This window comes from Acidovorax sp. GW823-FHT02H02 (assembly GCF_058797075.1).
This window is the reverse complement of the sequence record NZ_JBXAJH010000019.1, coordinates 49695-64672: the sequence shown is the minus strand read 5'-3', so window position 1 is coordinate 64672 and position 14978 is coordinate 49695. Positions and strand designations below refer to the sequence as shown.

The 14978-nt window shown below is 68.1% G+C and carries 11 protein-coding genes; 4 read left to right on the top strand and 7 right to left on the bottom strand.

Annotation, left to right across the window (positions count from 1 at the left end; translation table 11 throughout):
* Nucleotides 1–171: 171 nt before the first annotated feature.
* Both AC1RDS_RS18085 and AC1RDS_RS18080 read right to left on the bottom strand, forming a co-directional pair.
* Nucleotides 172–2058 (bottom strand): FAD/NAD(P)-binding protein, encoded by a 1887-nt coding sequence (locus tag AC1RDS_RS18085; protein WP_063840188.1) that lies wholly within the window; start codon nt 2056–2058, stop codon nt 172–174.
* 59 nt (nt 2059–2117) lie between these two features.
* On the bottom strand, nt 2118–3488 hold the full coding sequence (locus AC1RDS_RS18080; RefSeq protein WP_059400441.1) for a KamA family radical SAM protein: 1371 nt from the start codon (nt 3486–3488) through the stop codon (nt 2118–2120).
* A 157-nt stretch (nt 3489–3645) separates the two neighbouring features.
* Between AC1RDS_RS18080 and AC1RDS_RS18075 the strand changes: the two genes are divergently transcribed.
* The 4 genes from AC1RDS_RS18075 (at nt 3646) to AC1RDS_RS18060 (ending at nt 7052) form a co-directional block, all read left to right on the top strand.
* Nucleotides 3646–4497 (top strand): LysR family transcriptional regulator, encoded by an 852-nt coding sequence (locus AC1RDS_RS18075; RefSeq protein ID WP_059400252.1) that lies wholly within the window; start codon nt 3646–3648, stop codon nt 4495–4497.
* A 287-nt stretch (nt 4498–4784) separates the two neighbouring features.
* Nucleotides 4785–5777, top strand: coding sequence for a hypothetical protein (locus AC1RDS_RS18070; RefSeq protein WP_059400253.1), 993 nt, complete (start codon nt 4785–4787; stop codon nt 5775–5777).
* Nucleotides 5771–6556, top strand: a complete 786-nt coding sequence (locus AC1RDS_RS18065) for a hypothetical protein (RefSeq protein ID WP_059400254.1) — start codon at nt 5771–5773, stop codon at nt 6554–6556. Before AC1RDS_RS18070 ends, AC1RDS_RS18065 begins: the two co-directional genes overlap by 7 nt.
* Nucleotides 6557–6716: 160 nt before the next feature.
* A complete protein-coding gene (locus tag AC1RDS_RS18060; protein WP_059400255.1) occupies nt 6717–7052 on the top strand; it encodes a hypothetical protein in 336 nt (111 codons plus the stop codon).
* A gap of 5 nt (nt 7053–7057) precedes the next feature.
* On the opposite strand, the gene AC1RDS_RS18055 is transcribed toward AC1RDS_RS18060, so the two are convergent.
* From AC1RDS_RS18055 to traN, 5 genes are read right to left on the bottom strand one after another with little or no spacing between them, the layout of a single operon-like run.
* On the bottom strand, nt 7058–9805 hold the full coding sequence (locus AC1RDS_RS18055) for a conjugal transfer protein TraG N-terminal domain-containing protein (protein ID WP_059400256.1): 2748 nt from the start codon (nt 9803–9805) through the stop codon (nt 7058–7060).
* Between the two features lie 21 nt (nt 9806–9826).
* The gene (locus AC1RDS_RS18050; RefSeq protein ID WP_059400257.1) at nt 9827–11275 is read right to left on the bottom strand and encodes a conjugal transfer protein TraH; all 1449 of its coding nucleotides are present in this window, start codon (nt 11273–11275) and stop codon (nt 9827–9829) included.
* 9 nt (nt 11276–11284) lie between these two features.
* The gene (traF, locus tag AC1RDS_RS18045; RefSeq protein ID WP_059400258.1) at nt 11285–12160 is read right to left on the bottom strand and encodes a conjugal transfer protein TraF; all 876 of its coding nucleotides are present in this window, start codon (nt 12158–12160) and stop codon (nt 11285–11287) included.
* 7 nt (nt 12161–12167) lie between these two features.
* A complete protein-coding gene (locus tag AC1RDS_RS18040) occupies nt 12168–12560 on the bottom strand; it encodes a hypothetical protein (RefSeq protein WP_059400259.1) in 393 nt (130 codons plus the stop codon).
* Nucleotides 12557–14974: a type-F conjugative transfer system mating-pair stabilization protein TraN gene (gene traN / locus AC1RDS_RS18035; RefSeq protein WP_059400260.1), complete on the bottom strand. Its 2418-nt coding sequence runs from the start codon at nt 14972–14974 to the stop codon at nt 12557–12559. Before traN ends, AC1RDS_RS18040 begins: the two co-directional genes overlap by 4 nt.
* Between the last annotated feature and the right edge of the window lie 4 nt (nt 14975–14978).

Here is a 14978-nt window from a genome sequence, read left to right as displayed (position 1 = left end):
CGCCCCCGGGCGATCCTGTGCGTGCCGTCCTGGCGGGATGGGGAGGGCTTCGAGGCCGCTTCGGTGCCACGGCTCACGCGCCCACGGCGCGCCGGAGGCTCGCCGCGGTACGTCGGAGTTCCGACAGGAACCGCCTGCGGATCCCCGTCGCGGCCCGGCGGCAGGCGGGCGTCATGGTGCGGGCCGGTCTGCGGCTTGCAGGGTGCGGGCACTGGCGCCTGTGGTCTGCCGCGCGATGTCCGAGAGCATCTCGAGGATGCAGCGCTGCGCATCCTCGGTTTGCCGCGACGGGATGTGCGGGCGCGGCAGCGCATGGGTGTAGAAATGCGGACCCTCGGCAGGGTAGCCGAGCACCCAGATGTCGGGCCGTGCCGTGCCGTCGGCGCCGATGGGATGCATCGCTGCGTCAATGTCGATACCGCTCGGGTGGTAGTCGCCGTTGCGGAAAGGGCGAATCAGCCCGCGCGCGAGGAGGTGGGACGTCAGCGTGGAGGCGTCGGTCAGCGGCGAGTAGGCATCCAGCCGGGCGATCACAAGGACGTCGGCCTCGCTGCTGTGCGTGCCGGCGGGGTAGGGCGCCTCGATCCGGAACCGCGCCAGACCGTCGTCGGCGACCACCCGCGCGCCCGGCCCGCCCACGATGTCGATCAGCCCCGCCTGCCGCAACGCCAGGTACTCGGCGTTGCGCTGGCGCGGCGGACCGAAGGCCACGCGGTTGGTGGCCGCGTTGAAGTCCTGCACGAAGAAGCGATGCGATGCGGGCGTGAGCCCGCCGTGCTCCACGGCCGCGCGCAAGGCTTCGCGCGTGTCGCGCAGGACATCGGTGGCGGCCTTCACGGCGCTGCCCCGGTTGCCCTTGGCGGCCTCGAGGAGGTCCTGCTCGACGAGGCCGTGCACGAAGGCCTGGAACGCATCGAACGAGGCAAAGGAGTTCCGCTTCAGCGGCCAGAGAATGGACTCCAGGGCCAGCAGCTCGTCCGGCGTCGGCTCGAAGCCCTCGCCGGGGCCTGGTGCGTCCCCTTCGGCGTCTTGCCCGGCACAGCGGTACGCGTACGCCATTTCCCGAAGGACGAGCGGCAGCACGTCTGCCTGGAAGTCAAGGCGCGGGTCGCCCGTGGCGGCGAGCACGGCCTGCCTCGTGCGGGCCACGGTCTCCGCAGTGAAGAAGCGGGCCTGGTGGCGGCCGGTCAGTCCCTTCTGGTTGACGCCCCGCGCCGCGAAGGGCAGGCTGTTGCGGGAGAACAGCAGCAGGCGGGGCTCCCGGCCGGAGGGCAGGTAGCGCAGCGCACCTGGGGCCTGAAGGTAGCGACCGCCGCGTCCCAGCGTCAGGGCCGACACGACGTCGTGCGCGGTCAGGCCCAGCCCCTGGACGGCCACGGTGGCGGCCGCCGGGATGCTGTCCAGCGTCTCGATGGGGTAGGGCGAGGCGAAGTACGCAAGGCGGCCGTTGCGCGGAGCGTGGCGCGCGGCGAAGTCCGCGAACGAGCGGTCCTCTTCGGTCGGCTGGCGGCGGCCGTGGCCCGTGGTCAGGAAGAGATAGCGGGCCGGGTGCTCCCCGCCGTCGGCGCACACCACCCGGTGGCCCTCGGCCTGAGGAATCACGTCCCTCACGCGCTGGCGGTGGTGGGCCACGGTGACGTGTGCCGGCAGCATACCGGCGATGCGCCGGTAGGCCCAGGCGAGGTATTCGCCGAGCAGGCTGCGCGGCAGGTGGTCGGCCTGGGTGATCGGCACGCCCGATCCGGGCGCCTCGCGATGGAAGCGGTTGCCATGCCGCCGGTAGCCCGCGCCGTGCGCCCACTCGACCAGCGAGATGCCGCCCTGGCCTCCCGCCTTGCTCGCGGGTGCGAAGACGGTGACCTGCGAGGCCACGGTGTTGATGAGCAGGTGATCGGGCTGGGCGGAGCGGTGGCAGCCTTCCCCGGCCACGCCGTCGTCGTAGACGTCGATCCGGACAGGGGTCGCAGCGGGGAGCCTGTGTGCATGCTCCAGAACCCGCTCGAGCACGGTGAGCCCGCGCGGGCCCATGCCGATGATGGCCATCCGTATCGCTTGCATGGTCGATGTCTCCTCGTGTGGCGCCGTGGTCCGTGGGTCCGGCGGGTATGCCCGCGGGCTCAATGCACCGCGGAAGCGATCGGAATGGAGCGCGCGCCCTCGTGGCGGATGGGACCGTCCGTTGCGTCCTCTTCCTCGAAGAAGAAGCGGCGCGCGCCGAAGGCCGGGCGCAGCTGGTCGAGCCAGCCCGCCTGGTCGTCGAAGCCGGCATAGAAGGGCCTTCGCACCCAGAGCGGATTGCGCGCCTGCAGGAACTGCAGCGCGAACACCTTCTCACCGGCGAGCTCGACCACGCCGTCGATCATCACCTTGCCAGGGAATGCGCTCATCGATGGGCCGCGCACCGTGCGCGCGAGGCCGGAGACCGAGCGGTAGGCGCGCTGGAAGATGTCGTAGGCGCGCGCGAGGGGAAGCTTGAAGTAGTCGCTGGGGCCGGTGTCGCGCTCGACGAACATGTAGTACGGCGTCGCGCCCAGCCTCACGCCGGTGGTCCAGAGCTCGCTCCAGCAGGCCGGGTCCTCGTTGACGTGGCGGATGAGCGGCGCCTGCATCCGCAAGGTCGCTCCCGTGCCGATGATGCGCCGGACCGCCTGCTGCGCGACCGGGTGCTGCAGCTCGCGCGGATGGTTGTAGTGCCCCATCACGGCGAGATTGCGTCCGGCGGACACGATGCGCTCGAACAGACGCATCAGCTCGTCGGCGTCCTTGTCGCTGACGAAGCGCTGCGGCCAGTAGGCCACGGCCTTGGTCCCGATGCGGATGTTTTGCACGTGCGCCAGCTCGGGCGCCAGCAACGGCTCAAGGTACTCCGACAGCGAGCGCGCGTTCATCACGAGAGGATCGCCGCCGGTGATCAGCACGTCGGTGACTTCGGGGTGGCGGCGCAGGTAGGCGACCAGTTCCTGCGACTCCTTGGCATCAAACTTGAGTTCCTCCATGCCGACGAACTGCGGCCATCGGAAGCAGAACGTGCAGTAGGCGTGGCATGTCTGCCCCGCGCTCGGGAAGAACAGGACGGTCTCGCGGTACTTGTGCTGCAGGCCGCGCAGCGCGACACCGTCCAGCATGGGGATGTTGTGCGTCATCTGCCCGGCCGGGTGCGGATTCATCCGCATGCGGATCGACCGGACCACCGGATCGATCGCGGCGTCGGGCTCGCCGTTGGAGACCATGCGATGCAAGAGCGAGAACTCACTCTCGAACAACATGTCCCTGTGCGGGAAGGTCAGCCGGTAGATCGGATCGTCCGGAATGTTGTCCCAGTCGATCAGCTGGTCGAGGACATAGGCGTTGACGCGGAAAGGGAGCACCCGCGCCACGATGTCGATCGCCAGCCGCTGTTCGCCGGACAGGGCTTCCCATTGCGGCGCTTGCCGGATCGTGAGACGTGTGTAGGGCTTGTACCTGGCTGCGGCGGGGACTTGTTGCATGGCTGCTCCCTGGTTGAAGGTCTGCGGACGGCGTGGGCCGTGCATGGAAATCCGGAAGGGTCCATGCGTCGCGGTGCATTGGGAACAATCTATCGGCGCGGGGCGCCGAGATAAAGCCAGCAGCAGCTGTTTCAGAGATAGCGGCTCGTTGTCCAGCATGCGCCAGCACCTCGATCTCGCCGCCGTGGAGACCTTTGTTCTGGTGGCCGAGCTGCACAGCTTCACGCTGGCCTCCGAGGCCCTGGGCATGACGCAGGCCGGTGTCAGCGCCCAGGTGCGCCGGCTCGAGGCCGCGATGGGCAGGCGCCTCATCGATAGGACGCCCAGGCACGTGCGCCTGTCCACCGAGGGCGAGGCCTTCCTACCACTGGCGCAGGATCTGCTGGCCGCGCAGCAGAGCGCGTTGGAAGGGGTGAAGGTGCCGGGCCGCGAGCTCAACATCGCGATCAGCGATCACGTCGCGGGGCCGGAGCTGCCCGAGATCATCGCGCGCGTGAACGCACACGATCCTGGCTTGCTCCTGAAGGTGCGCGTCGACTTCTCGAGCGAGGTGCGCAAGGCCTTCGAGCAGGGCGATCTGGACGTGGCGGTGATCCGGCAAGGCGCGCGGCGCGATGGCGATCTGCTCTTCGAGGACTGCTACGGCTGGTACGCCAGCCGCACGGCGCGACTCGCGGGCAAGCCTCTGCCGTTGATCACCGTGGTGGAGACCTGTGGCGTGCGCGCCCTCGCCATCCGTCTGCTTGTTCGCTCCAACGTGCCGTGGGTCGATGCGTTCCGCGGGGGAGGGGTGGCGACCGCCATCTCCGCGGCGGCTGCGGGAATCGGTGTGCTCCCACTTCCCCGCCGCCTCGCGACGGCGGGGCTCGTGGAGGTTGGCGAAGCCCTCGGACTGCCGGCTCTCCCGCCGGCCAAGGTCGCCATGCTGTCGCGCAGCGTCGACGGCTCCACGAAGGGCACGGTACGCACCTTGCGTTCCGCGTTCCGTGCGTCGGTGGGGTGCCGGTGACCCCGCCCGCGATGGCCACCGGCAGTGCCATCGGTGGGGGCCTGGGCATGGCTGCATGCCAGACCGAGCACCACGCCGGCGACGCCGAACGGTGCAAACGCCTCCTGGCCGGCGTGGGGAGCTGTGCGCAGGTGCGGGCCTGCCGGCCTCGGCCGGGAAGCCGACGGCTCACGCGCCTGCGGCCCGTACGGCGCGTTCCCTGGGATGTGGCGTTTTTGGATAACAGAAGTTTGCACGATAACTTCTTAGATGTTATTGTGCGAAAAGAGAGTTATGATGCAAGGGCAATGGAGAATTTCGAGGCAGAAGTGCGGGCGTACCTGCAGCAGGTCCTGGGCCTTCGCATCCAGGACGCAACGCCGTGGGCGGGTGCCGACGAGCTGCCGTATTTCCTGCGCGACGCCTTCCGTTTCAGCGAAATGGTCCTGCTGGGACAGGGCGTCGTGCTGGCCTTCGCGCCATCCGCGCAACGGCCGCCGCTCAGCGAGATCCGCAGGTGGATGGACAAGGTCCGGGCGGTATCGGGCAAGCCGGTGATCTACGGTACGGACGCGTTGGCATCGTACGAACGCAAGCGCCTGATCGAACACCGGGTGCCGTTCGTCGTGCCCGGCAACCAACTCTACCTTCCCGACCTCGGGCTGGATCTGCGCGAGTACTTCCGGCAGCGTGCTCCGGCGGCTGAAGAGGCACTGAGCCCTTCCGCTCAGGCCGTGCTGATCAGCGTATTGTTGAGACAGCCCTGGCAGGCCGAATGGCAAGCCTCGGCCATCGGGAGCGCACTGGGCTACACGGCCATGACGATGTCGCGGGTGGTCAGGGAACTCGCCAAAACCGGGCTGGCGAAGCCGTACGCCGTCGGGCGGTCGCGCTGGCTGCGGATGGATTCGCACCCGCGGCAGATCTGGGAGCGGGCAGCGCCGCTTATGCGCACACCCGTGAAGAGAACCGTGTGGGTGCCCGGGAGCGCAAACGCCGTCGGGCAGCTTCGGCTCGCCGGCCTCAGCGCCCTGTCGCGCCATACCCTCGTGGCTGAGCCAACCACTGTCGTGTACGCGGCTGGGCCGGCAGAGTGGAAGGCCGCCAGCAAGGTCGGCATGCAGGTGCTGCCCGAGCCGACGCCAGCCGCGCACGAGTGGCAGCTGTGGGCCTACAGCCCCGCTCTGGGGCCGGAACGGGCGACCGTGGATCCGCTGTCGCTGATCCTGAGCTTGCAGGACAGCACGGACGACCGGGTCCGAATGGCGCTGGATGAACTGAAGGAGCAACTGCCATGGTGAGGGGCCTGGATCTCTTCCGGCACTGGTTCGAGGAGCATGCAGACCAATATGTCCTGATTGGCGGCACGGCCGCCACGCTGACCATGGAGGACGCCGGCCTCCCATTCCGCGCCACCAAGGACCTGGATGTCGTTCTCCACGTCGAGGCGCTGACGCCTGCCTTTGGCGCGGCGTTCTGGAGCTTCGTGGAGGCCGGGGGATACGGGATCCGGCAGGCCAGCGAGACCGGCAAGCCGGTGTTCTATCGCTTCCAGAAGCCGGCCGACGAGCGCTTTCCGGCCATGGTCGAACTCTTCGCGCGCGCACCGGAGGGACTGGAGCCGGCCGCGGGCAGCCGCCTGACGCCGATTCCGATGGAAGAGGCCGTGTCGAGCCTGTCGGCCATTCTGCTGGACGAGGACTACTACGAGTTCATCCTGTCCGGCCGCCGCGAAGTGGACGGCCTGCCATGGGTCGGTGAAGACCGGTTGATCCCGCTGAAGGCCATCGCGTGGCTGGAGTTGAGCCTGCGCAAGGAGCAGGGCGCCAATGTCGATGGCAGGGACATCCGCAAGCACCTCAATGACGTGCTGCGCCTGTCCCAACTGCTGGCACCAGCGACGCGCATCCCTTTGGCGCCCAGGATCGGGGACGACCTCCGCCGGTTTCTCGATCGCGTCGTGACCGACGATTCGATCGATCCCAAGGCCCTGCAGCTGGGCGACGTGACGGTTCACGAGCTCGCGGCGCGCATAGCGCGAGCGTATGAGCTGGATCAACGAGACGGGGTGTCTGGATGATCGAACTCCGTCAGGCCATGAGGTTTCGCTCGGCGTCCGACTAGCGCACGCATCGTGAGAGGGTAGAAGGTGGCGAGAGGTCCAGAGTCTTGCCTGGCAGCAGATGCATTGCACCAATCGATTCGAATCGCTAAGGTTGAGACCATTCAGAGAGGCTCGTATGCGGAAAATCGTCTTCGTCGTCTTCTTGCTGCTTGGCATTGGGGCGGGATTTCTGCCAGCTCGCAACGATGACTGGGGGCTGCGGATCGTGATGATGGCTGTCGGCGCTCTGTTCGGTGGAGCGATCGGTGGCGCGCTGTCGCAGTTCGGGAAGCGACGGCAGCGGCCTCGCCAGCTTCGGAACACCGAGGAGGCTGATTCAATCGCCGGCTCCGACATGATGGGCCGCGAAGCTGCCTTCAACTATTGGCGAGATGAAGGTCATTTACCCTTCACGAAGCCCCCGCGCCCTGAGCATGGGTCCCATATGTTGGATGCCGATAAGAACATCTAACCTAGCTATTTCTTCAAGACGTCCTTTATCGCTCGCGTCGCGTTATCGACGAGCGGTGCAGCGTCCTCTTTGACCTGCTTGCCCGCCTGCAACACCAGGGAGCGTTCGGATGCAAGGGTGCCGTCGGCCGTGCTCGTGATCTGTGCCTTTCGGTCGAATTCGCCTTGGTCGGCTGACGTGAGCGCCCTGATGCGCTCTCCTTCCTCGCGAACCGTGCTCCGCAGCGACGATGGCGTGTTCGCTACAGACGCTGTCGACGTCGCCGACCCTCCGAAACCTATCACCTCCCCTTGATTTGATAGGTGACGTCCGGCAAGGTCAGGGGCTAGTGCAGGATCGCTGGAGTTCTGCATATGCTGTGCTCGAACATCGCTGAAGGCCGTGGGCACCCCTGTGCCATCCGAGAAAACGCGATTCGGCCGCAGGGACTGCCGCGCCAGTTCCGCCTCCATCAGGATGCGCGCAGAGGCGCTGTTACCGCCGTACTGTTCAGCGTAGCGGGTGAACATTGCAAGGTTGTGAGGATCCTGAGCGATGTCGATGGAGATGGTCTCCCCCCTTTCATAGGCCGTCGAGACGCGCTCGGCGAAGGCACTTCGCTCCGATAGGCTGGCGTCGGCGCGCTCCGACCTGGCTGTGCTCGTCGCAAGGCGGGCCGCGAGATCCTGTCCCTCACGCGCATCGCTGGCAACCACCGTCATGAAGCTCCTGTCTCTGGAGACTCGATCGCCAAACTGCTTGAAGTCGGCCAACTGCTCCGCGGTCATTGAGCCAAGGGCCTTTTGCTCGGCCGAGGAGAGGCTCGAACTGTAGTTCTTATCCACGGCGCCCCCAACGCCGAGACGAGCAGAGGCCCCAAAGGCAATGCGCGCCGCCTGGGCCTGTGTTAGGCCTGTTGTGTCCGCCACGCTCTTGCTGACCTGGTCGAGCCGGTGGAGCGTCTCGCCGAACTGTTCGAAGCTGCTCGACGTGGAGCCGCTGCTGCTGCGCGAAGAGTTCAGCTTGGCCATGCCCTTGGTGAAGGCTTCCGCGAGGACGGCCGAGCGCTCGGAGCTGGCCGCGATGGCCTCGCCGCGCGCAGCATCCACCTGATGGCTCGCCTCCTGAACGTCCTGCTCCGACACCCGCATGGAGACTACCCTCGACGCGAAGCCCTGGTTGCGCAGCAGGCTGACCGCGGTCCTTCCGGTGAGCGCGTTCGACGAGAAGGTATTGCCGCTGAGGTCGTGCTGCCAGCTGCCCATGAAGGCCGAGGTGCGTTGCGGCGCGAGCTGCATCTGGTCCATGGAGATGTTGCCCAGCGAGGTGTTCCCGACGGTCGAAGCAGCGGTCGCGCCCGAGAGGCTGGCCTGAAGGCCCGACAGGCCGCCCACGAGCGCGGTGCCGAAGTTCTCCATGCGCTTGAGCGCGGCCCAGGCGACGAACGGGATGCTCATCGCCAGGTAGCCGACGATCGCCTCGCCGGAGAGCGCGCGCGAGTAGATGACGGAGGAGGTCTGGAGGGTCAGTGCCCGTGCGCCCGTGCCGAGGTCCGCCGCGGCGGCCAGGTCGTAGGCCGCATAAATGGAGGCCATGTAGTTCAGCACGGCGTAGAGAGGCGGCCACAACTGGATCCATATGAGGATCGTTGCGTAGCCTTTGATGGCCAGCATGGTCTCGCGCCCGCTGGTCAGCATCAGCAGCAGCACCATGAGCGGGAACAGGACGTAGGTCAGCGCTTCGATGACGTTGCGAAACACCGGCAGCGCCTGCTCGGCCACCTTGCCGTAGTTGAGCCACGAGGCGTTCATCTGCGCCACGGCCTGGGCGCGGCCCACGGCCAGCACCATCGCGGCAGGATCGTTGACCTTCTGCCCGATGATCTTACCCGTGTCCTCCAGTGCGTTGAGCATGGCGTTTTGCCGGATGATGTCGGCGGCGGTCGCCGAGGCATCGGCGATGCTGTTCTTGAGGTAAGCCTGTTGGACTTGCCCCGCGATGGCCGCCGCCGCCGCGGTCGCGGGGAGCGTGGGATTGAGCTGGAATGCCAGGCGTCCCTGGATCCGTTGGAGCTGTGCGGGCAGCCGTCCGTTGAGGCTCTGGTAGACGTTCGGGCAGGTGTCCACCCCCACATTGCCGTTCGCGCCGGTGAGCGTGCTGAAGCGCGCTGGGTTGGGTGAACCCATGAGCGCCCAGACGTCACCCGACGCAGAGAACGCGGCAGGGTCGAGCGTGCCGTCGATGAGGTCGTAGGTCGTGCAGTTGTGGATGAAGTTGATCAGGTCGGTGCGGAAGTCAGGGCTCTGGAACACCACGTTGCCGGTCTCCCGCACGAGGCGATTGCCGAACATCAGGCCGTTGCGCTGGTACGCCAGTTCCTCCGGCAGCGCCCCGGGGCCGGGGATCTGCTGGAACGCCGTCTCGAAGAGTCCCGTGATCGTGTGCCCGACGGTGCTGGTCATGCTGCCCAGCAGCGCCACGCCGAACGGCACGTTGTCCACGACACGGACCGCGGAGCCACCGGTCTTGTCCACGATCCCCACGGTCACCTTCGGCACGATCAGGATGCTGAAGACCAGCATCACGGAGGCCAGCCACTTCCACCCCTCGAGCTTTTCCGGGGCGAAGGCGTAGGCGATGAGCGCGGTGACGAAGCCGCAGAAGGCCACCAGCGCCACGGCCGATGCGTAGTCGCCGGACGAGTGGACGGCCGCGGTGGCGTTGAAGATCCCGAACAGGCTGTCCGCGTTCTGGTAGGCGTAGATCTCCCACATGGTGCTGCCGCCCCATCGCCACTACCGGGTCACGTAGGCGGCCTGCTGGCCGAGCATGTCCATCACGTGCTGGGGCATGCTGGAGCGCAACTGGCGCTCCAGCTGTTCGAGGTGGCTGGCCACGGCACGGTATGAGCCGACCTTCTGGTACAGCAGGCTCTTTTCCTGGCTGAGCAGCAGCAGGATCGCCTGTGCGCGCTGGCGGATCTGGTTGGCCTGCTCGCGCTGGGTTTGCTGGAGCGTGTAGTCCTTGGCCAGCGCTGCCATGCCCACGCGCAGGTTGCGCTCCAGGAAGACATAGGCGTAATCGGCCGCGATCACGTCGCGGTACTGGCCGATCAGGCTGTCGGCCAGGCCCGAGCCGGGAATGCTGGTGCCGACCGAGAGCATCTTGTAGACCGGCTCCGTGGTCTGGTTGACGAAGCCGACCTCGGCCGAGTTGTTGGGGATGGGCGTGCGCGTCGCGATCTTGTCGGCGATCGAGCGCATCATGGCCTCGACCTTGGCGGTGAAGGGCACATGGTTGTAGGCGGTGTTGAGCGAGACGACGTCGCACGCCGTGTAGTCGTTGCAGCGCAGCAGGTGCTGGATGACGTTGTCGCCCGTGCCGGCGGCCTGGCCGTAGAGCAGCTGGCTGATCGAGGTGAGCGTCGGCGCGACCGGCTCCGGGTCGCGGCCGGACTCTTCGGGATAGTAGATGACGGTGCCGACCATGCTCATGATCAGTTCCCGCCCCGCGTCGTCGAGCGCGGCGCCGGTGTACTGCAGGGCCTTCCAGGTGAGGTTGCCCACGAACGGCGCCTTGTTGCGCACGTTGGCATCGCCCGAGGAACGCGCGGAGGACAGGATGCTGGGCCGGTCCGTGCCGCAGCGCTTGCGCGCCGCGTCCCGGTCGCTTTCCAGGCCCATTTCCATCGCGAGGTCCGCGCAGGTCTCCTGCGAGCTGTAGCCCACGGCCTCGGCCGCGGTGCTGACAATCGCCTTGGCGGTCTCGCAGGAGTTGATCCGCGCGTTGTTGATCCATGTCTCCAGGCCCTTGGCCCACTTGGTCAAACCGCCGAGCAAGGGAGACACGGCCTCCAGCGCGAGCTGGAAGGCGATGCCGGGCAAGGCGGCCGTAATGTTTCTCAACATGGCTTTGAATTCCTGCGCGGAGATGTGGCTGAAGCTGCCCCCGAAGACGTCGATCCCGCCGCAGCCCGCCTTGGCCGACGGGAACTGGATGGCGGCGAGCTGGTAGACCTTGTTGGGGGAGCGCATCATGAGGTTGCCGCCCGTGTAGGTGTTGTAGGTCTGGCCCCGGAAAGCGCCCGGTGCGGTGTAGTTGCCGATGGCGCCGAGGTTGGCGAACATGTCGTTCACCTCGCTGTTGAGGTCGGCCCGCGCGGACTGGCCCGTGGACAGCATCGCCAGGGACACGGCCAACGCGATGGCCCTGCTGCGGTGGATGGAGCGCGAGGGGGATGGCACGGGAACCTCCTAGGGCAGGGCCAGGTGCTGCGTTGCGCCCGGCAACATGGCTTCGCCCGCGGGCGACGTGACGATGGAGATGCGCTCCAGCAACTGCGACTCGGAGAGAACGCCGGAGCCGATCTGGGTGATCTTTCCGGAGGCGGGGTGGGCCAGGAACACGGCCGGCACCTGGGCGACGCGCAGCGCGGTGGCGATGCCGTTGTCGGGACGCGCGCGCGGGAATGCCGGCATGGGACCGCCGTCGACGCTCACCGCCTCGACCCGGATGCCGTGGCGTGCCTCGAAGGCCTGGAGGGTCGGGGCGAAGGCGTGGCAGTAGGGGCAGTCGCTGCGATAAAAGAAGATGAGGACGTGGTCGGCGCCCAGGGCGGCCACGGAGCCGGAGCGCTCGGCCCGCTGCTGCTGGTCAAAGACCTCCAGCGCCTGCGCGTTGACCGGGCGGCCCTGCAAGGTCGGGTCGAGCGCCGGGGTGGCCCAGGCGATGCGCTGGGCCATGTCGGCGAAGTAGGAGGCGCGGTCCACCACCTGCATCTCCAGCTCCATGTAGCGCCGCACGTTGGTCTCGGTCGGACGCATGATCGCGATGTTGCGCAGGTCTTCCAGCGCCTTCTGCAGCCGTTCGAACTCCACGAGCTCGGGCGGCCGGGGCGGCGCCAGCGGCCGTGCGGGCATGGGCGGGGCGGGGCGGGCGGAGGGCTCGCGCTCTTCGGCGGGAGGGTCTTCGTAGAAGTGCCAGCCGCGCCAGGCGTCCGACCAGTACGGGCGCGGCTCATCCTGGAGGGATGCGGCGGCGCCGTTCGCTGCCGCCGCCGTGCCGCCGAGCAGCATCAGTGCCAGGAGCAGCAGCCGCTGACGCGGGCAAGGAGCGTGGCCGGTCCTCATGGTGCCCTCACCGCAGCGACTTCGGCGGCAAGCCGTCGAGGCAGTAGTTGATGCCGAACTCGATGGTCTGCCTGCGCGGCGCGGCCACGTCGGGCAGCTTCACGCCTTCCTGCCAGAACAGCACCTTCAGCCGGCTGCAGCCCGGTTCGCGATAGCGCTTCTCGGTCGACACATCGATGTAGATGGGCGAGGTGGCCTCGAAGCGCTGGGTGATCGCGTCGGCGATCTCGCCGACGAGGACGCCATGCGCCATGCCGTCCGCGGACTGCAGCGCCGCCAGCAGGACGGGGCGGGCGTCCGCCACGGGGGTGCGGAACGTCTCGGCGCGTGGCTGCGCCATCAGAAGCGGGAAGAGGGCGGCGCCCGCGAAGGCGGCGGCCCGGCGCGCGGCGCAGTTCATTGGCACCTCCCTTCGCCGTAGTAGCAGTTGCTGGCGCGACCGGCGGCGCCGCTCTGCATCGCGCCGACGTTGGGCATGTTCGGGACGATCGAGGCATAGAACTCAGTGAGGTCCATGCGCGCGAAGTCCAGGGCCTGCAACTGCGCGATCGTGAAGCCCGAGCAGTCAGGCGCCTCGGCCGTTCCCCACCACTTCATGACCTGCAGGCGACCCTGCTCGTTGATGATCCGGGCCAGCACGGAGTTGAAGCAGCACTTGCTCGTCGTGTGCGTGATGCAGGAGACGCACTTGCCCAGGATCCGGATGCAAGAGGAGCAGTACGTGCCGACCGTGTGGCACAGGCGGGCGCCTTCCTTCATGGCGAGCTTGCCTTCCTCTTCGTCGCAGGACATGGCGGCCATCACGACGTAGATCACGATCGCGATGACGAGGCTCCATGGGTCGAAGGCCACGACCACGCTCTCGCCCGCGTAGAGCACCGAGGAACCGGCGGGCAGCGCGGTTCCGTTCACGGCGACCGTGACGCCGTAGGTGGTGAAACTGCCGGAGAAGCCGCCGCCCAGGAGCAAGGCCTGCATGCCCTGGTACAGGAACTGGCGGTTGCCGGCGTTCATCAGGGCGTCGAAGACCAGGCGCGAGCCCACGCCGAACATGCTCTGGTTGCTCATGCCCTTGCCCGCGCCGTCCGACATGCAGCAGTTCTTCAGCAGCCGGTCCCTGCAGCGGTTGGCCTCGCCCCGGAACACCTGCAGGTTGTCGGTGTCGAGGTAGACCCCGGCCTCGCGCCCGGCTTCCAGGAAGGACATGGCGCGGGCGAAATCCGCGTCGTTGGTGTAGGTGGTGTTGAAGCAGCTGCCGGCAATGCAGAAGACGTCCTTCGGGCAGTTGCGTGCCGTGACCGCGGAGCCCGGGGCGACCGGGCAGCTGTAGGTGTTCTCGGTGATCTCGCACAGCCCCGTGGCCGGGTTCGGCTGGCGGCAGGTGGTGCCAGTGGGCGTGCAGCCCGCGGTGGCCAGGGGCGCGCATTCGTCCGTGGGCGCGCCGTACTGGCAGGAGAGCGAGGTCTCGTAGCGCCAGCAGGAGCGGGTGACCGGCGCGCCGTCGATCTCCTTGGTGGCTGGCCCATCGACGCAGCGCGCCGCGCCGGTGACGGCGCAGCGTCCTTCTGCGTCCAGCGCCGGGCACTGGTCGTCCCACTGGTCGGTCTCGATGACGGTCGTGTGCGGCCGCTCGTAGCCCAGCGTCATCTGCGGGATGTACCCGTACAGCGGGTTGAGCCGGAAGCCCACCACGGGGCGGCTGCCGGCCGGCCGCCAGTAGGACCCCTGGAGGGTGCGCGTGATGTCCTCGCCCGGCGCGTCCTCGGGGTCCTCGCTGGGGGCGTAGCAGCGTCCCTCCTCGAGGTAGGTGGTCTGAACATCCCCGGCATCGCCTGCGGCGCCGGTCGTGTGGCCGATCCGGTCGCCGCTTTGCGTGCCGGCGGGGCAGGCGCCATAGATCTCCAGGAAGGGCCGTTCGGTCGTGCATTGCATGTCCCCCGAATCGCCGCCGCCACCCGTGCAGACCTGCCGGTATTCCTGGGCCACATAGCCGGTGACCCGGCAGTCGTCGCCATTGCAGCGGTTGTTGGCGACCCAGAGGCCGTTTCTGCCGCCGCCCATCGGATCCCCGCCGGGCAGCGGCGCCACGATCTGCGGGAACACGTACGCGCTGGTCATGTCGACGTCGAAGAAGGCCACCGGCGCGCCGCCCGCGGTCACGCGCATGCGCTGCTGCGAGGCTGGCTGGTCCGGCTTGCACTGCACGCCGAGGCCGATCGCTCCCGCGGTTCCCTGGGCAAACCACTCCCCGGGCGGGCAACTGCTGGTGCGCGAGACCGCCACGGACAGCGTGCGCGCGCAGGACAGCGCGGAAGCGCCGGAATACTGCCGGCACACGCGGGTCTCCGTGGCCGGCGTGGCCACCGTGTCGACCTGGCAGCCGGCGTAGAAGCTGGCAATGTCCTCTAGCTGGGTGGACGGGTTGGACGCGATGCGGCGGGCATCCAGCACGGCGGGGTCGTACGGAGACACCGGCTCGCGCGGCGTGTGGGCCGAGGCCCGGGCACCCAGCAGCGCCTGGCACACGGGGTCGTTCGGAGTCATCGCGCAGCCCGCTAGCCGGGCGCTGGTCTGCCCCGAGAGGTTGGGCTGCCCGTAGTAGAGCCGCTCGGGCGGCGCGTTCGTGTAGCCCGGCACCACGGCGGAGGCGTCCGGGGCATTGATCGCGCCGCGGATGACGGGATTCGCGGCCTGGCCCGCAGCCGTGCCCTCGGCGTGCGCGCCGGTCTGCGCCGCGGTCTGGGTGGTTACGAAGCAGGCGAGCGTGGCCCAGACCACGGCCCGGCGCAGGAGGAGGGAGAGCGTGAGAAGCATGGTG

What these genes read in the sequence shown, in the direction of transcription:
- AC1RDS_RS18085 (WP_063840188.1), bottom strand. Translation starts at nt 2,058, where the DNA reads ATGCAAGCGATACGGATGGCCATCATCGGCATGGGCCCGCGCGGGCTC.
- AC1RDS_RS18080 (WP_059400441.1), bottom strand. Translation starts at nt 3,488, where the DNA reads ATGCAACAAGTCCCCGCCGCAGCCAGGTACAAGCCCTACACACGTCTC.
- AC1RDS_RS18055 (WP_059400256.1), bottom strand. Translation starts at nt 9,805, where the DNA reads ATGTGGGAGATCTACGCCTACCAGAACGCGGACAGCCTGTTCGGGATC.
- AC1RDS_RS18065 (WP_059400254.1), top strand. Translation starts at nt 5,771, where the DNA reads ATGGTGAGGGGCCTGGATCTCTTCCGGCACTGGTTCGAGGAGCATGCA.
- AC1RDS_RS18075 (WP_059400252.1), top strand. Translation starts at nt 3,646, where the DNA reads ATGCGCCAGCACCTCGATCTCGCCGCCGTGGAGACCTTTGTTCTGGTG.
- AC1RDS_RS18060 (WP_059400255.1), top strand. Translation starts at nt 6,717, where the DNA reads ATGCGGAAAATCGTCTTCGTCGTCTTCTTGCTGCTTGGCATTGGGGCG.
- traN (WP_059400260.1), bottom strand. Translation starts at nt 14,974, where the DNA reads ATGCTTCTCACGCTCTCCCTCCTCCTGCGCCGGGCCGTGGTCTGGGCC.
- traF (WP_059400258.1), bottom strand. Translation starts at nt 12,160, where the DNA reads ATGAGGACCGGCCACGCTCCTTGCCCGCGTCAGCGGCTGCTGCTCCTG.
- AC1RDS_RS18040 (WP_059400259.1), bottom strand. Translation starts at nt 12,560, where the DNA reads ATGAACTGCGCCGCGCGCCGGGCCGCCGCCTTCGCGGGCGCCGCCCTC.
- AC1RDS_RS18070 (WP_059400253.1), top strand. Translation starts at nt 4,785, where the DNA reads ATGGAGAATTTCGAGGCAGAAGTGCGGGCGTACCTGCAGCAGGTCCTG.